Below are 16,776 nucleotides of genomic sequence, written 5' to 3'. Positions count from 1 at the left end.
ATCTGACAAACGGCGGCTTCCCCAAAAAGCCGCCGTCCTGCTGTCGGCATTCCGGCAGAGTGCGGAGTGAAACATGACAGCGCAGAAAAAGACCATATCAGCGGATTCCAGCAATCCGACACAGACCCTTATCAATCTATGGCCCTATATGTGGCCTGAAGGTCGTATGGACCTGAAGATGCGGGTGGTCTGGGCGACCGTGTTTCTGGTCGTCGCCAAGCTGGTTCTGATCTCCGTCCCCTACTTTTTCAAATGGGCAACCGATGCGCTGAATGGCAAGCTGGATATGGCTGGCCTTCTGCCAGCGCTGCTGCTTGGCGCCGTCGCGCTTGTCATTGCTTACAATCTGACGCGGATCATCCAGGTCGGCCTGAACCAGCTTAGAGATTCACTCTTCGCCAGCGTCGGCCAGCATGCCGTACGCCAGCTTGCCTACAAGACCTTCGTGCACATGCACCAGCTCTCCTTGCGCTTCCATCTCGAGCGCAAGACCGGTGGTCTCTCGCGCATCATCGAACGCGGAACGAAGGGGATCGAAACGATCGTTCGTTTCACCATTCTCAACTCCGCACCGACCTTCATCGAATTCCTGCTGACGGCCATCATCTTCTGGGTAAGCTACGGCTTCACCTATGTTCTGGTGACCGTTGTTACCGTCTGGGCCTATATCTGGTTCACCGTGAAGGCGAGTGACTGGCGTATCTCCATCCGCCGCACGATGAACAACAGCGATACCGAGGCCAATACCAAAGCGATCGACTCGCTGCTGAATTTCGAAACCGTCAAATATTTCGGCAATGAAACCATGGAAGCGCAGCGTTTCGATGCTGCGATGGCGCGCTACGAAAAATCCGCTATCTCGATCTGGACATCGCTCGGCTGGCTGAACTTCGGCCAAGGTGTCATCTTCGGCCTTGGCTCGACGGTGATGATGGTCATGTCGGCACTCGCCGTGCAGCGCGGCGAACAGACAATCGGTGACTTCGTGTTCATCAACGCCCTGTTGCTGCAGCTCTCCGTACCGCTGAACTTCATCGGTTTCGTCTATCGCGAAATCCGTCAGGGACTGACGGATATCGAGCAGATGTTCGACCTGCTCGAAGTCGAGGCCGAAGTCGTAGACAAGCCGGACGCCGTGGACCTGAAAACCGGTCCGGGCGCGATTTCCTTCCGTGATGTCCACTTTGCCTATGATCCGGAACGGCCGATCCTGAAGGGCGTCTCCTTCGATGTGCCGGCCGGCAAGACGGTCGCCATCGTTGGCCCGTCGGGCGCAGGAAAATCGACCATTTCCCGTCTGCTCTACCGTTTCTACGATATCCAGCAGGGTGAGATCACCATCGACGGCATGGATGTGCGCGATGTGACGCAGAAGAGCCTGCGTTCCGTGATCGGCATGGTTCCGCAGGACACTGTGCTGTTCAACGACACGCTTGCTTACAATATTCGTTATGGTCGCCCCTCGGCAAATGACGAAGACCTGACGGCTGCGGCGAATGCCGCCCAGATCAGCGCTTTCATCGGCAAATTGCCTGACGGTTACGACACCATGGTCGGCGAACGCGGTCTGAAACTTTCCGGTGGCGAGAAACAGCGTGTTGCCATCGCCCGTACCATCCTGAAGGCACCACCGATCCTCATTCTCGACGAGGCAACTTCGGCGCTCGATACCCACACCGAGCAGGAGATTCAGAGCGCGCTGGATATCGTCTCGAAAAACCGCACCACACTGGTCATCGCCCACCGGCTATCGACCGTGATCGGCGCAGATGAGATCATCGTTCTGAAAGAAGGCAACATTGCCGAGCGCGGCAATCACGCCACCTTGATGGCGGCCGGTGGCCTCTATGCCTCGATGTGGAGCCGTCAGCGCGAAGCGATCCAGGCAGAGGAACGGCTGCGGCAGGTGCGCGAGACGGACGATCTTGGTGTCGTCGATCGAGGTGAACCCGCGCATTGACGGGCATAAACTACGGCCGACGACCGGAATCCATTGCCGGGCGCGATGTTTGGCTGTAACCAGCTATGCAAGATTTGTCGCATCCCGCAACAGATGAGGTCGCATTGCGGCAACCTGTACGGGCGGCAAACGAAAATTGGAGCAAGGAATCTTATGAATCTGTTCGACACCATTCGCAACACCATCGTGCCGATCCACAAAGAAGGCTACGTTTTTGTCGCTGCCTTCTTCGTCGCCTCGCTGGTGCTCGGCTGGATAGCCGAACCGCTGTTCTGGGTCGGCCTCGTGCTGACAGCCTGGTGCGCTTACTTCTTCCGTGATCCCGAACGTGTGACGCCGCAGGATGACGACCTGATCATCAGCCCGGCCGATGGCAAGGTTTCGGCGATCCAGACCGTCGTTCCGCCGCTCGAGCTGGAACTCGGCAAGGAACCGATGGTGCGCATTTCGGTGTTCATGAACGTTTTCAATTGCCACGTGAACCGTTCGCCGGTGCGCGGCCGTATCGTCAATGTCGCTTACCGTCCGGGCCTCTTCCTGAACGCGGAAGTCGACAAGGCGTCGGAAGACAACGAGCGCAACGGCCTGGTGATCGAGACCTCGCATGGCAAGGTCGGCGTCGTGCAGATCGCCGGCATGGTTGCCCGCCGCATCGTATGCTGGGTAAAACCGAATGAACCAGTCGACGCCGGTGAGCGTTTCGGTCTTATCCGCTTCGGTTCGCGCCTCGACATTTTCCTCCCCGAAGGCTTCCAGCCGCGCGTCGCCGTCGGTCAGACGGCCATTGCAGGGGAAACCGTGCTTGCCGAATTCGGTTCTGACAAAGGCCCGACGATCAGCCGTCGCGGCTGACGTAAACAGGAAGGGCATGGTAATGGAAACGCCGGCATCGCAGCCACTGCAGAACGAAAAACATGATGCGAGAAACGACAGCGGCCGCGGTCCGCGGTTGCGGGAAATTCCCCTTCGGCTCGTCGTTCCCAATCTCATCACGGTTCTGGCCATCTGCGCTGGTCTGAGCGGCGTTCGCCTTGCCTTTGAAGGCCGCTTCGAACTTGCCGTCGGCATGGTGCTGCTGGCCGCATTTCTCGATGGGATCGACGGCCGCATTGCGCGGATGATGAAGGCGACCTCGAAGTTCGGCGAGCAGATGGACTCGCTTGCCGACATCGTCAACTTCGGTGTCGCCCCTGCCCTGGTGGTTTATGCCTATCTGCTCGATCAGGCACGCTCGTTCGGCTGGATCGCCGCGCTGATTTACGTTATCGCCGCCGGTCTGCGCCTTGCCCGCTTCAATGTCATGATCGAACGCGCCGTGAAGGCGCCCTGGCAGGCCGAGTTTTTCGTCGGCGTGCCCGCACCGATGGGTGCTATGCTCGTGCTGCTTCCCGTCTATCTCGGCTTCCTCGGCGTAGAGCCAGACAAGACATTCGCCTATATCGCTGCAGCTTACACGGTCTTGATCGGCTATTTCCTCATCAGCCGCCTTCCCGTCTGGTCCGGCAAGGCAAGCCGCATTCGCCGCGATCTGGTGCTGCCGATGATCCTCGTCGTCGTGCTTTATGTGGCCATGCTGATGAGCTTTACCTGGGAAGTGCTGGTTCTGACGGTGGCCGCTTATCTCGTCTTCATTCCTTTCAGCGCCCGCCTGTGGCACCGCCGTTACGGCACGCTGACGATCGAGGAAGACGGCCATAGCGAAGCGGATGGCGGCGACGGTCTCGATCGCGGCATCTGACCCACAATCAACGGCTTTCCAGGCGTCGTTTTCGAGGCGCAAAATGTCGCAGGTTGAAAACACCGGTTTCGATTCTTTCCGCCTCGAATCCGTCATGATTGCAATCGAAAGAGCCTCCCACGCAGATCGCCGGAAGCGATCGGGGAACATCTGGAGAGAGACATGACGAACAAGACAACCGCCGACGCACAACAGAAAACCGACCTCAACAGCCATTACCGCCCGCTTGGACTGAAGGCTGTTGCTGCTGCCGCACTGATGCTGAAGCGCAAGCCGACCGCAAAGCCCGCCTGAAAACATTGATTTTTCACGATTGGGCTGGGATATTGCCGTTGCCGACACAAGGTGACGTCCCGAATCTCCCAGAAAAACAACAGACGGCCCGCTGACAATCGGGCCAACAAACTCTCCCCTTTTTACTGCAGCTATTTCAATCAATGCTCGATATTTTCCAGGCGTCTTTTCGATAACGCCAAGCTTTTGTCGAGAATGGCCTTGCGTTCTCGATAAAATATACAACCCCTGCAAGCAGGCTGTACCTGCGACCGTCCTTACACTACGACTACACTCATGAGTTATTGCTCTCGTGATTCTCTGCCTTATGGCGGCCCCATCCAAGCTCCAGATCTGTCTGGTACCCTTGGACATGGTGCGTGAATCCTGGGAACAAGCCATCAGGAGGCTTGGAGGACGGTTATGCTGGATAAGATCCTTCTGATTGAAGATTCTGTTGCGCTTTCCATGCTGCTGAAAAAGCGGCTGGCGGAGGAAACGCAGGCCGATGTCGTTCATTGCGACAGCATGAAACAGGCGAAATCTCTGCTCGTTGCCAACGAATTCACTCTCGCACTTACCGGCCTGAACCTGCCCGACGCACCAAAGGGCGAAATTCTTGGGCTTCTGGCAGACCACAAGGTTCCGACGATCGTCTTCACCGCCACGGTCGATGAGGAAGCGCGCCGCCGCTACGCCGAGAAGAAGATCATCGATTACATCGTCAAGGATGGTCACCGCACTGTCGACGCAGTCGTCAAGACCGTGGACCGTATCCTGACCAACAGGCAATTTTCCGTTCTGATCGTTGACGATGCCAGAAGTGCGCGTTCGGGACTGGTGGAAATTCTGGAGCGGCAGAATTTCAGAGTCAGTGAAGCTCATTCCGGCAAGCAGGCACTGGAAATTCTCGCACGCGAGCCGTCAATCCAGCTTGTTCTCACGGACTACCACATGCCCGATATGGACGGCTATGAACTGACGCGCCGTATTCGCGACAGCCGTTCGTCGGAGGATCTGCGGATCATCGGTATTTCGTCGTCGTCGGATCGACTTCTCTCGGCGAGCTTTCTGAAAGCCGGGGCATCCGACTTCATCTACCGGCCGTTTGTGCCGGAGGAACTGCAATGCCGCATCGACAACAACATCGAAACGATGAAACAGCTCAAGCGGCTTAGGGAACTGGCCGAGCGCGATCATCTGACCGGGCTTCCCAACCGCCGTTCGTTTTTTGATCGCACACGGGCATTGATGGACATCATCAACAGAGAAGACGAGAACGGCGCGGTCGCCATCCTCGATATCGATCATTTCAAGAAGATCAACGATACGCTTGGCCATGACGCCGGCGACAGGGCGCTGAAAAAGCTTGCCGATCTTCTCAACGACATGTGCCAGGGCGAACGCCATATCCCTGCCCGCCTGGGCGGTGAGGAATTCGCGATATTCCTGCGCGGCCTCGATGCCGATGCTGCCTACCAGTTCTGTGAGAGACTGCGCGCCCATGTCGAGGCGAACGGACAAAAGCTGAGTGGCAGCGAACTGGCGCTGACGATTTCGCTTGGCGTGGTGGGTATCGAAAAGGGCGAACCTTTCGACAATCAGCTCAATGCCGCCGATCAGCTTCTCTATCTTGCCAAGGCGAATGGCCGTAACCGCGTCTATTCCGATGTCATGATCGAGGAGCGTTTGCAGAAGATGGGGCGCAGCAACTAGACTTCGGCGTCATTACTTTAGAAGAGTGACATCTGGCCGTTGTCTTTTGCCGGTTTGACCTTCGGCAAAGGTTGTTTTTCCTCAACAGCTTCAATCAGATCCGCGCCGACATTGGCGACCTTGTTCACCTTGTCCGAGACGGGGATCATCTCAAAAAAATCGTCCTCGACGGGTTTCATCAGGTCGGCAACGGCGCGCGGCTCTTGCGTCTTGCAATCCAGCCAGCGGCTGAAATCCTCTGGCGAGATGACCACCGGCATGCGATCATGAATGCGCCCTACCGTTGCATTGGCAACGGTCGTGAGGATGGCCCCCGTATCAACTTCCGAACCATCAGCAGACGACCACGTCTCCATCAAACCAGCAAAGGCGACGATGCCGCCACGCTTGGGACGGATAAAATAAGGCTGCGGTTTGCCGCCCTCCTCTTTCGGAGGCCGACGCCATTCATAAAAACCGGTTGCCGGCACCAGCACACGTCGATGACGCATGGCTGCACGGAAGGACGCCTTACCGATTGCTGTTTCAGATCTGGCATTGATGAGAAGCGGGAAATCCTTCGGTTCTTTCACCCAGCCCGGCAAAAAACCCCAGCGGACCAGAACGGCCTGACGGTTCGGCAGGTTGCTGCCTTTTTCCTGCCGCTCCCCCTCGATTACCACAATGACCGGCTGCGTCGGTGCAATGTTATATCGGGCCGGAAAGGTATCGAGCCCTATCAGGTCGAGATATTCGGCAATCTCTTCTGGTGTCGAGGTCAATACGAAACGTCCGCACATGCGTGTTGCCCTCTAAACCCTTGGACCGAACAGGATGAGAGCCGATCCGGCAAGGCAGACGACGCCGCCTGCAACATCCCAGCGATCGGGCATATGCCCTTCCACGCCCCAAAGCCAGGCAAGCGATGCGACGATGTAGATCCCACCATACGCGGCATAGGCCCGTCCTGCTGCTTCGCTCGGCACCAGCGTCAACAACCATGCAAATGCTGCCAGCGCCACCATGCCGGGAGCCAGAACCCAAATGGACCTGTCGAGCTTTAGCCAGGCCCAGAACGCGAAACAGCCAGCTATTTCCGCCAGGGCTGCCGCGGCGTAGATGACATAAACCTTCATTCAACCGTCTTTTGTGTGCAGAGTGACAATCGATTCCCCGGCGAAAATGATAGTGTCATGGACGCGCGATGAACAATGCACATACCGTTTACCGGCATGGTCCGGCACAGAGCAAGAGGTGACATATTTTCATGACAATCCGCGTAAAACCGCGCGCCGCTTCTTCTGCCATTGTTCGCAACGGCGACCGGTTGCTGCTCATCCGCCGCATCAATCCGCCATCCAGAGACATGTTCGCCTTCCCCGGTGGACGGGGTGAGGACGGCGAAACGCCAGCGGAGACAGCACTGCGTGAACTCGAGGAAGAAACCGGCATCGTCGCCCGCAAACCGGAGCTGTTTGCCACATACGACCTGCCGTCGCGCAACGAATCAGGCACACTGACAAGCCATTATTTTCTCTCTGTTTTTACTGTCGAGACAGATGAAGGCGTGATCGCGACGGCAAGCGATGACGCGGCTGAGGCCGGATGGTTCACGCTGGACGAAATACGCCGCCTGCCGGCGCCCGAAAGCGTTGTAGAATGTGCCGAACGCATCCTGCGGTGATTGCATACCGGCCAGAATCGCTATTATTTAGAACCAGTCGGCGGCCCGCCGGATGTTCACGAGTATGTGTGGGGCAAAACGCGATTACGATGCCGAAAACCATTTTCCTGTCCCTTTTTGCTGCAAGTCTCGCTTATGGCGGGTCGATCAGCGCTGTCGTAGCGCAGCCGGTTGGCACGTCTCCGAAAGTGACAGCACCGGCATCGGCAGCGCCCAACAAGCCTGCTCCCTATGACGACAAACTGGCGCGGCTTTCGGAAATATTGGGAGCCGTGCAATATCTGAGGACATTGTGCCCGTCTCCCGGCGCTGAAGACTGGCGCAAACCCATGAGCGACCTTCTGGCGGCCGATACGGCCAACGAGCCGGAACGACGTCAGAGAATGACTGCTGCATTCAACCGTGGATACCGCTCTTTTGCGGCTATTCACACCAGTTGCACGCAGGCCGCGGTCGTGGCAGAAGAGAACTACCGTAACGAAGGGGCAACACTCGCGCAGGAAATCGCGTCCAGGTTCGGAAATTAGAGATTTATTAACCTCTTTTCGCCGCAGCCCGTGCCGTTTTGATAAAAGGCTGTTAGTGTTGTTAACAGGGTGGTAACGACTTGCCCGCCCTGTCGAGGATGAAAGATGCAGACAAGCCGTAACGAAATCGACGATATGATCGTGCACGAAAAGATGCAGGTCGCTCTGGAACACCAGAACGAAGCCTGGGCTGACGGCATGGCAGACGGCATCGAGCCGGAAATCATCGCCGATGCCGCCATCGCTCTGGCCATGCGCGAGACCATCCGTATCCACGGTGAAGCTGGCGCGGAAGCCATGCTGGAATCGCTGCGCCAGCGGATGCTTGCTGGCGAGTTTTCGCCGCAGCGGGTGATACAGTAAAAGCCGGAGTTCTATGATGTCTTGCCTGAGCAAGAGGCTTTTGCGGTCTTCTGCCGCCCTCTCCATTTTGCTCGCCGTCACGGTTGTGTCGGCCGGCACGCCCAATCTCGCATTTGCCTTGTCCGAATTGAAACCGGCACCTGGTGCTGAGAACGCGCCTCAGGCCCAGACCGGCGAGCAGCCGGCACAGGAGCAGGAACAGGCACCCGAACCCGACGAAATCGAAGGTGATTCGGAAGGCATTCCGATGCCTGACCCGCTGGTTGACCGATCTGCCAATTCGAATGCGGCAGCGGCGTCCCAGAATGGTGCATCGGAAATGTCGGTGACGGTCGAGCACGATTTCAGCAAGGCTCCGGAAGCCGTTCGCAAGCTTCGCCAGCAGATCATCGACGCTGCCGCTTCGGGCGACATCGAGAAGCTGCGCCCTCTGATCACATCCGGTTCGAATCAGGCGCGCATCGAAGGCAGTGACGACGACGATCCGATTGCGGCCCTGAAAAGTTTCTCCGGCGACCCCGACGGTCTCGAAGTTCTGGCCATCATCATTGACCTGCTGTCCACCGGCTATGCGCATATGGACGCTGGTACACCGGATGAAGCCTACGTCTTCCCCTATTTCGCCGGCAAAGCGCTGAATACGCTGACTGCACCGGAAAAGGTGGAATTGCTGCGCATCATCACGGCTGGCGACCTGGCCGATATGCAGGAGTTCGGCAACTACAGCTTCTACCGCATCGGCATTTCGCCTGACGGTAAATGGAAATTCTTCACGGCGGGCGACTGAAGGTCGTCCGACGCTTGCCGTCTGCGCGCAAAAATCCTAACTGTGCGAAACGAGGCAACTTCGTGAAAAGCGCTCGTCGTTTTACTTGAAGTTGCGTGGAAACAGATGGATAGAAGCGTCCCTCTGCGGCATCCGCAGGGAGGTCCCGCGCTTCAGACAAACCGAACGGTGAAGCCATGCCCTCCGCTTTTCTTGCCAACCGCCGCCTGATCAGAGTCTCCGGCACCGGTGCTGCGGAATTTCTGAACAACCTCATCACAACCGATGTCGAGATTTTGCCCGAGGCAGAAGCGCGCGCCAGTGCGCTGCTAACCCCCCAGGGGAAAATCCTGTTTGATTTCCTGATTGCCCGCGACGGTTCCGACTTCCTTATCGAAACAGGTGTCGGTGAACAGGATGCCCTGCTTCGTCGTCTGACGATGTACAAACTGCGCGCGCCCGTCGATCTCAAGGCTGAAGCAGCCGAAGGCGTCAGCGTGTTCTGGAATGAACCCGCTCCGCAAGGCGCGGTGAAGGACGGCCGTTTCGCCAAGGCCACCGTCGATCTCTACCGTCTGGCGGGTAGCGCCGCGTCTGGTGACGTAGCGGCTTACAACGCGCTGCGTGTCGAAACCGGCATTGTCGAATCCGGTGACGATTACGCCCTGCAGGACGCTTTTCCGCATGATGTGCTGATGGACGTCAATGACGGCGTTTCCTTCAAGAAGGGCTGCTTTGTAGGTCAGGAAGTCGTCTCGCGCATGAAACACCGTGGAACAGCGCGTCGTCGCGTTGTGATCGTTGAAGCGGATGGCAACCTTCCCGCCAGCGGCACGGCTATGACGGCAGGTGGAAAGCCATTTGGCGCACTCGGGACCGTCAACGGCACCAAGGCACTGGCGATTGTCCGTACCGACCGCGTTGCCGATGCTCTCGCGTCCGGAACACCGCTGTTTGCCGGAGAGACGGCGGTGACGATGCACCTGCCCGAGTGGAGCGGCCTTTCCTTCCCCGTTGCGGACCCCGCCGCTGGCGCGGAGGACTGACGGTGGCGCCTGCGAAAAGCCCGCGCGCCTGGCAACGGATGCTGTCCGGCAGACGCCTCGATCTGCTCGATCCCTCTCCTCTCGATGTCGAAATTGCCGACATTGCCCATGGGCTTGCCCGCGTCGCACGCTGGAACGGTCAGACGAAGGGCGATCATGCCTTTTCGGTGGCGCAGCATTGCCTGGTCGTTGAAGCGATCTTTTGCCTGATGTGCACGGATGCGACGCCCGAAGACATGCAGATGGCGCTTTTGCACGATGCCCCCGAATATGTGATCGGCGACATGATCTCTCCTTTCAAATCGGTCGTCGGCGGTGGTTACAAGAGCGTCGAAAAAAGGCTGGAGGCCGCCATTCATCTGCGCTTTGGCCTGCCGCCACACCCCACCCGTGATCTCAAGGATCTGATCAAGAAAGCGGACACGGCTGCCGCCTATTTCGAGGCGACAGAACTGGCTGGATTTTCCATTCCCGAGGCGCAAAAATTCTTCGGCACGCCACGCGGTTTGACGCGTGACATGCTCGACATCGTTCCACTGCCGGCAATCGAGGCGCAGCGTCTGTTCGTCGAGCGTTTCGAAACAATCGAAGCGCTGCGCAACACGCATAAGAGCGGTGCTGCATGACGGCCATTGTCGTATCTCCCCTGTCGCGCATTGCCGAAATGGCGGTGAGGCACAAGTCTCGCGAAATGGTGACATTGATTGCCAAGGAGCAATCGTTCCATCGGCCGGCCGTCATTTCAGCCGAGCGGCATCTGACGCTTGCCATGAACGACATTACCTTCAAGGGAACCGGCGATCTCGTCGCGCCAGATGACGCGCATATCCAACGGCTTATCGATTTCGCAGCCGGGTGGGACCAGTCGGCACCGCTACTCGTCCACTGCTGGATGGGCGTGTCACGCTCACCTGCGGCGGCCGTTATTGCCGCACTCAGCCTCTTCCCCGATCAGGACGAAAAAGCACTTGCCGCACGCCTGCGCGCCGCCTCGCCTTACGCGACGCCGAACGCGCGGATCATCGAAATCGGCGACCGACTGCTTGGGCGCGACGGCAGGCTGGTTGCGGCGATCAAGGCAATCGGGCGCGGCGCCGATACGGATGGCAATGTGCCTTTCGTACTGCCGCTTGTGGATTAACGGGCCGCATTTTTCGGAACCCTCGCGGCGCCCGTTCGTTACCAAACCTGAACTGCAATAAAAATCACGGGACACCTTATGGAACAACAGGCAACGGATATCATCGTCGCATCGCAGGCAGCGTTGCGACAGGCGAGCGCGATGGCCGTTCAATACTCCTTCTCTGTGGTCGGCGCGCTTCTGCTGCTCATCGTCGGCTGGCTGGCCGCGACGTTCCTGCAACGCTGGGCGTTTCAGGGCCTTTCCCGCATTCGCGGATTTGATGCCACGCTGGCTGGCTTCTTTGCCGGAGCCATTCGCTACGTCATTCTCGTTCTCGTTATCGTCATGGTGCTTGGCCAGTTTGGCGTGCAGACAGCTTCCATTCTGGCGGCACTTGGTGCTGCCGGTCTTGCCATCGGTCTCGCGCTTCAGGGCACGCTGCAGAACATTGCAGCCGGCATCATGCTGCTGGTGCTGCGTCCATTCCGGGTCGGCGAATATATCGAAACGTCGACGGTCAATGGCACGATCATCGAGATCGGTCTGTTTGCGACAGAACTGAAGACCAGCGAAGGTCTCTACCGTCTGGCGCCGAATTCGACGCTCTGGAACGTGCCGATCACCAACTACAGCCGTTTCCCCTCCCGTCGCCACGAACTTAGCCTGACGGTAAAAAATGACGAGGATCTCGCAGACGCGCAGGACATGCTGATGAAGGTCGTGCGCTCCGAAAGCCGTGTGCTGCTCGACCCGGCACCGGTGGTCTTCGTGGATTCCATCAATGCAGACGGCGCAACGCTGAAATTGCGTTACTGGGTACGGAGCGAGAACTTCTTCACCACCACACGTGACGTGACCAAGGCTATGAAGCTGGCGTTCAATGTCTGGAAAGCGGAAATCAACGCACAGACGGCATGATACTGATAACCCTAAATGCAAAAAAGGCCGGATCGCTCCGGCCTTTTTCTTTGATCTTTCGTGGCCTCATTGCCCCATTGTCGAACGATGTGCCCAGCCGGTCATGCGCTTTTCGATCCAGGCCATGATCGCGTACATGACGATCCCTTCGACGGCGAGCATCAGCAGGCCGGCAAAAACCAGGGGCACATTGAACTGGCTCTGTGCCGAACTCATCATGTTGCCGAGGCCATAATTGGAGGCGACCGTCTCCGAGACGACAGAACCGACAAAGGCCAGCGTGATGGCGATTTTCAGCGAACCGAAGAAATAAGGCATCGAACGCGGGATGCCGACCTTCAACATGATATCCATCTTCTTCGCGCCAAGTGCGCGCAGCACGTCTTCCGTTTCCGGCTCGATGGTGGCTAGGCCGGTGGCAACGTTGACGACGATGGGGAAGAAGGAAATCAGGAAAGCGGTCAGAACCGCAGGCACGGTACCAATGCCGAACCAGATGACGAGGATCGGTACAAGCGCGACCTTCGGGATGGCGTTAAAGCCGATCATCAGCGGATAAAGTCCGGCATAGATCGTCTTCGACCAACCGATGAACAGGCCGATGCCCAGGCCGGCAACGACGGCAAGCGCAAAACCAAGCGTTGTCGTATAGAGCGTCTGCAGCGAGTTTTTCCAGATCGGCGACCAATATTGAATAATCGCCTGCGCCACACGTGTCGGCGACGGCAGAATGGTCGGTGGCATTTTCAGGGCGTAGACCAGGAGTTCCCACGCAGCAAACAGGGCCAGCGTGTAGAGCCACGGTGCAGCCTTGACCCAGTTGACGCGGGCGATCAGCGGCTTTGCGGGCTCTTCCGCGATATTGCTTTCAACGATCGTGCTCATGCTGCCACCCTTGCCTGCGCGATCTCGCCGTGCAGTGCCTGTACCATGTCGTTGAAACTCTGATCGTACATGATGCCAAGCTGGCGTGGACGGGCGAAAGGCACCTTGTGTTCGGCGAGTACGCGTCCAGGCCGTGCACTCATGACAAAGATCTTGTCGGCCAGAAATACCGCTTCGCGCAGGTCATGCGTCACAAGAATAATGGTGACGCGTTGCGCAGAATGCAGGTCGCGGATCACGCACCACAGCTCTTCGCGCGTGAAGGCGTCGAGCGCACCGAACGGTTCATCCAGCATCAGCAGATCGGGCTCGTGGATCAGGGCACGGCAGAGGTTGGCGCGTTGCTGCATACCACCGGAAAGCTGCCAGGGGTATTTCGATCCGAATCCTTTCAACCCGACGATCTCCAGCAGTCGTTCGGCCTTGGCGACGTAATCCGCCTTGTGCGAGCGCAGGCGATGACGATGCTTTTCAACGATCTCGAGCGGCAGAAGAATGTTTTCAAGCGTCGTGCGCCAAGGCAGCATTGTCGGGTTCTGGAACGCCATGCCGACAATGGAGACGGGTTCTGTGACCTGTCGACCGGCTACGACCACATTGCCCTTTTGCGGAATGTGCAGGCCGGTTACCAGCTTCATCAGTGTCGATTTACCGCATCCGGACGGACCGACGACTGCGGCGAATTCGCCCTTGTCGACCCTGAGGTTCAGCCCCGATACGGCGAGCGTTCCTGCCGCGCCGCCATAGCGCATGTCGACATTATCAATTTCCACAAGATGTGACATCGAAGTCCCCTTTTCAGCCCCCCAAAGCTGTCATTCACGAAAAATGCGAAATCACCCGGCCCGGTATCACCAGGGCCGGGTGAACCGCATTCATTCAAGGAAGCATGCGCTCTTCCTTGGCCGGCAGGTAACCAGCGTCGAAGACCTGTTCGGCCTTGACGTTGCCCTTGAGGCCCATGGAAATCTTGAGCGTATCGATGGAGGCGGAAAGTCTTGCAGGATCAACGCCGCCCATGCCGTTTTCAACGACGTAAGGCGTCTTGATGTTCATGCTGTTGGCCATGTTCAGGCGTTCCAGCTCGATTGCGCTGTCCAGTGTTTCGTTGCGCTTCAATACGGCAGCCACGCCCTCTTCCGGGTTCTTGACGGAATCGGCAAAGCCCTTTGCCAGCGCTTTCAGAAAACCCTTCACAGCTTCCGGATTTTTCTCAGCGAAATCAGTGTTTACCAGCACCGAGTTGCCGTACAGATTCAAGCCGTGCTCGGCCATCAGGATCGTGGAGATATCGTCATCGGTGATACCCTGCTTCTTGAGGTTCAGGATAACGGAGAATGCAAAACCGAAAACGCCATCGACATCGCCTTTGGCAAGCATCGGTTCGCGCACCGGAAAGCCGATCGACTCGATGGCGATCTTGCTGTCATCCAGACCTGCGACCTTTTTGAAGGCGGCCCACTGTGCAAAAGCGCCGTCCGGTGGAGGCGCGCCGAGCTTCTTGCCTTCCAGCGACTTCGGATCATCGGTCACGCCAAGCGACTTGCGGCCAACGACCGCAAATGTTGGGCGCTCATAGACCATGTAGACGGCCTTGATCTTCTGGCTTGGGTCTTCGTCCAGGAACTTCATCAGCGAGTTGATATCACCGAAGCCCATCTGATAGGCGCCGGTTGCAACGCGCGGAATCGCCTCGACCGAACCATTGCCGGTGTCGATCGTCACGTCGAGGCCTTCAGCCTTGAAGTATCCCTTGTCGAGAGCAAGAAGGAAACCAGCCGCAGGGCCTTCGAACTTCCAGTCGAGCGTGAACTTGATCGGCGTCTCGGCAAGCGCGCTGGTGACCGGCATGGATACACCGGCGGCAACGCCAATCGTTGCGATCGCCAAAGCTTTAGACAGCAGTCTACGCGTGATCATGATATATTCCCCCTTGAAGGTTTTTGTTGAATTGGTCGCATAAGAACCAATTCAACCCGTCAAGGCAAGTCAAAATTGCATACAAAATCATCATGATTTTGTATGCTTATTTTATAAGCATCAGCATCTACTTTTAAGGGCAATACGCCCGGTTTCTACGCAATGATTGCGTCGTAGTTCCGCCTCACCGTTGTTCACAATGAGAACACATCGTTCTCATTTGCCGGGATTGCCGAACAGGGGCAGCTTGCGACAGAAAGAACCACAACATTCAGTGGGGCAGAGACAATGACTTCGGCTTTGGGCATACACCATATCACCATGATCACCCGCAAAGTGCAGGCGAACGTAGACTTCTACGCTGGCTTTCTGGGGCTTCGGCTGGTGAAAAGAACCGCCGGGTTTGAAGACGCAATGCAGCTTCACCTGATTTACGGCGACGAGATCGGCTCTCCCGGCTCGCTGATGACGTTTCTCGTCTGGGAAGATGGCGGCCAAGGACGCGTCGGCTATGGCCAGACACTGGAAGTGTCGATGGCGATCGATCCTGCGAGCATTGGCTTCTGGCTGACGCGCGCTCTGAGATTCGGTATCCGCACCGAAGGGCCGGTGGAGGAGTTTGGCCAGCCGGTGATCCGTCTGAAAGACCCGGACGGCATCATCCTCAAGCTCGTTGGCACCACCGCTTTCGACAACGCGCATGTCCATGCAACGAAAGACATTTCACGCGAAGATGGCATTCGCCGTATTTACGGCGCGACGGTGCTGAGCGAAGTTCCCGAGGAAACCGCAGCATTTCTTTCACGGCACTTCGGTTATCGCGCCGACGAGCGGGTTGGAAGCATTCAACGCATGACCTCGGAAAGCGGCGATATCATCGACGTGCGTGACGCGACGGGGTTCTGGTCGAGCGCGCCTGGCACCGGCACGGTTGATCACATCGCATTCCGGGCCGAGGATATGGACGACCTGAACAACGTTCTGACAGGCCTCAAGGCGCTGAACTCCAGCACGACAAATGCCCATGACCGGAAATATTTCCATTCGCTCTATGTTCGAGAACCGGGCGGTGTTCTAATCGAAATGGCAACCGATGCTCCCGGCATGAACGTGGATGAGCCGGTGGAAAGACTTGGTGAAAAGCTGTTCATTCCGCCACTCTTCATGAAGGATGAGGCAGACGTGCGCGTCTCCCTGCCGCAATTTTCCATGCCTGAGGAAGAGCGCGTCATTTACCGGGAATTACCGTTCATCCACCGTTTCTATACGCCCGATCAGCCTGACGGCAGCACGCTTGTCCTGCTGCACGGTTCCGGCGGCAGCGAAACGAGCCTGATGCCGCTGGCGCATCGAGTGGCGCCCGGCGCGACACTTCTCGGTGTGCGCGGGCGCAGCACCGAAGAAGGCGTTGCGCGCTGGTTCCGCCGGTATCCGAACTTCTCGTTCGACCAGAAGGATATCGTTTCGGAAGCGGAAGCCTTTGCGGCCTTCATTGAAGGTGCGATCAGTTCCTACGGTCTCGACCGCACAAAATTGCGCTATATCGGCCATTCGAACGGCGCCAATTTCTATACGGCATTTGCCGCGCTTCATCCGGAGCTGGCGGGAGATGCGCTGCTTTATCGCCCGATGCCTGTTCTCGATGTCTGGCCGGAGACCAATCTTTCCGGGAAAAACCTGCTGATTGTTGCGGGAGGACGGGACAAGTACCGTGACAGATCGACGGATCTACAACGGCAACTGGCGGCGACGGGCGCACAGGCAGGACTGGAAACGGTCGAGGACGGGCACGATCTGGGTTTTGCAGACATTGAGGCCGCCCAACGCTGGCTGGTTGCCGAAAGACCTGCAGCTCTTGCATAAGGCGACGAAAAAGGA

At 57.6% G+C, this 16,776-nt stretch carries 17 protein-coding genes and 1 pseudogene; 13 read left to right on the top strand and 5 right to left on the bottom strand.

Going from position 1 to position 16,776, the window contains the following annotated elements; genetic code table 11:
* Positions 1–73: 73 nt before the first annotated feature.
* The 4 genes from FY156_03760 to FY156_03745 all read left to right on the top strand — a co-directional run bounded on the left by FY156_03760 (position 74) and on the right by FY156_03745 (position 5,687).
* Positions 74–1,960 carry an ATP-binding cassette domain-containing protein gene (locus FY156_03760; GenBank protein UXS00665.1) on the top strand — a complete coding sequence of 629 codons (1,887 nt, stop codon included), beginning with the start codon at positions 74–76 and terminating at the stop codon, positions 1,958–1,960.
* A gap of 153 nt (positions 1,961–2,113) precedes the next feature.
* Positions 2,114–2,812, top strand: coding sequence for a phosphatidylserine decarboxylase (locus tag FY156_03755; GenBank protein ID UXS00664.1), 699 nt, complete (start codon positions 2,114–2,116; stop codon positions 2,810–2,812).
* Between the two features lie 22 nt (positions 2,813–2,834).
* Entirely contained in the window at positions 2,835–3,698 is an 864-nt protein-coding gene (pssA, locus tag FY156_03750; GenBank protein ID UXS00663.1) for a CDP-diacylglycerol--serine O-phosphatidyltransferase, read from the top strand.
* Between the two features lie 696 nt (positions 3,699–4,394).
* The gene (locus FY156_03745; GenBank protein ID UXS00662.1) at positions 4,395–5,687 is read left to right on the top strand and encodes a PleD family two-component system response regulator; all 1,293 of its coding nucleotides are present in this window, start codon (positions 4,395–4,397) and stop codon (positions 5,685–5,687) included.
* A gap of 17 nt (positions 5,688–5,704) precedes the next feature.
* Here the strand turns inward: FY156_03745 and FY156_03740 are convergent, their stop codons facing one another.
* Together FY156_03740 and FY156_03735 are read right to left on the bottom strand one after the other, a co-directional pair.
* On the bottom strand, positions 5,705–6,466 hold the full coding sequence (locus FY156_03740; protein UXS00661.1) for an SOS response-associated peptidase: 762 nt from the start codon (positions 6,464–6,466) through the stop codon (positions 5,705–5,707).
* Between the two features lie 12 nt (positions 6,467–6,478).
* Positions 6,479–6,802: a YnfA family protein gene (locus FY156_03735; protein ID UXS00660.1), complete on the bottom strand. Its 324-nt coding sequence runs from the start codon at positions 6,800–6,802 to the stop codon at positions 6,479–6,481.
* Positions 6,803–6,933: 131 nt separating this feature from the next.
* Between FY156_03735 and FY156_03730 the strand changes: the two genes are divergently transcribed.
* The 8 genes and pseudogenes from FY156_03730 to FY156_03695 all read left to right on the top strand — a co-directional run bounded on the left by FY156_03730 (position 6,934) and on the right by FY156_03695 (position 12,093).
* A complete protein-coding gene (locus tag FY156_03730) occupies positions 6,934–7,350 on the top strand; it encodes an NUDIX domain-containing protein (protein ID UXS00659.1) in 417 nt (138 codons plus the stop codon).
* A gap of 218 nt (positions 7,351–7,568) precedes the next feature.
* Positions 7,569–7,877, top strand: a pseudogene (locus FY156_03725) (TIGR02301 family protein).
* A gap of 105 nt (positions 7,878–7,982) precedes the next feature.
* The gene (locus tag FY156_03720) at positions 7,983–8,240 is read left to right on the top strand and encodes a hypothetical protein (protein UXS00658.1); all 258 of its coding nucleotides are present in this window, start codon (positions 7,983–7,985) and stop codon (positions 8,238–8,240) included.
* A gap of 16 nt (positions 8,241–8,256) precedes the next feature.
* Positions 8,257–9,027 carry a hypothetical protein gene (locus FY156_03715; GenBank protein ID UXS00657.1) on the top strand — a complete coding sequence of 257 codons (771 nt, stop codon included), beginning with the start codon at positions 8,257–8,259 and terminating at the stop codon, positions 9,025–9,027.
* Between the two features lie 176 nt (positions 9,028–9,203).
* The gene (locus tag FY156_03710) at positions 9,204–10,052 is read left to right on the top strand and encodes a folate-binding protein YgfZ (GenBank protein UXS00656.1); all 849 of its coding nucleotides are present in this window, start codon (positions 9,204–9,206) and stop codon (positions 10,050–10,052) included.
* A gap of 2 nt (positions 10,053–10,054) precedes the next feature.
* Entirely contained in the window at positions 10,055–10,678 is a 624-nt protein-coding gene (locus tag FY156_03705; GenBank protein UXS00655.1) for an HD family hydrolase, read from the top strand.
* Complete coding sequence (locus tag FY156_03700; protein UXS00654.1) at positions 10,675–11,193, top strand: protein tyrosine phosphatase; 519 nt, start codon at positions 10,675–10,677, stop codon at positions 11,191–11,193. Before FY156_03705 ends, FY156_03700 begins: the two co-directional genes overlap by 4 nt.
* A gap of 78 nt (positions 11,194–11,271) precedes the next feature.
* A complete protein-coding gene (locus FY156_03695) occupies positions 11,272–12,093 on the top strand; it encodes a mechanosensitive ion channel family protein (GenBank protein UXS00653.1) in 822 nt (273 codons plus the stop codon).
* Between the two features lie 66 nt (positions 12,094–12,159).
* Here the strand turns inward: FY156_03695 and FY156_03690 are convergent, their stop codons facing one another.
* The 3 genes from FY156_03690 to FY156_03680 all read right to left on the bottom strand — a co-directional run bounded on the left by FY156_03690 (position 12,160) and on the right by FY156_03680 (position 14,901).
* Positions 12,160–12,978 (bottom strand): ABC transporter permease, encoded by an 819-nt coding sequence (locus tag FY156_03690; protein ID UXS00652.1) that lies wholly within the window; start codon positions 12,976–12,978, stop codon positions 12,160–12,162.
* The gene (locus FY156_03685) at positions 12,975–13,763 is read right to left on the bottom strand and encodes an ABC transporter ATP-binding protein (GenBank protein ID UXS00651.1); all 789 of its coding nucleotides are present in this window, start codon (positions 13,761–13,763) and stop codon (positions 12,975–12,977) included. Before FY156_03685 ends, FY156_03690 begins: the two co-directional genes overlap by 4 nt.
* Positions 13,764–13,857: 94 nt before the next feature.
* Complete coding sequence (locus FY156_03680) at positions 13,858–14,901, bottom strand: ABC transporter substrate-binding protein (protein ID UXS03013.1); 1,044 nt, start codon at positions 14,899–14,901, stop codon at positions 13,858–13,860.
* A 285-nt stretch (positions 14,902–15,186) separates the two neighbouring features.
* Between FY156_03680 and FY156_03675 the strand changes: the two genes are divergently transcribed.
* Positions 15,187–16,761 carry a ring-cleaving dioxygenase gene (locus FY156_03675; GenBank protein UXS00650.1) on the top strand — a complete coding sequence of 525 codons (1,575 nt, stop codon included), beginning with the start codon at positions 15,187–15,189 and terminating at the stop codon, positions 16,759–16,761.
* Positions 16,762–16,776: the final 15 nt, after the last annotated feature.

The organism is Agrobacterium tumefaciens (genome assembly GCA_025559845.1).
Taxonomy (GTDB): Bacteria; Pseudomonadota; Alphaproteobacteria; order Rhizobiales; family Rhizobiaceae; genus Agrobacterium.
The sequence above is the reverse complement of the archived record's forward strand: the minus strand, read 5'-3'. Positions and strand labels throughout refer to the sequence as shown.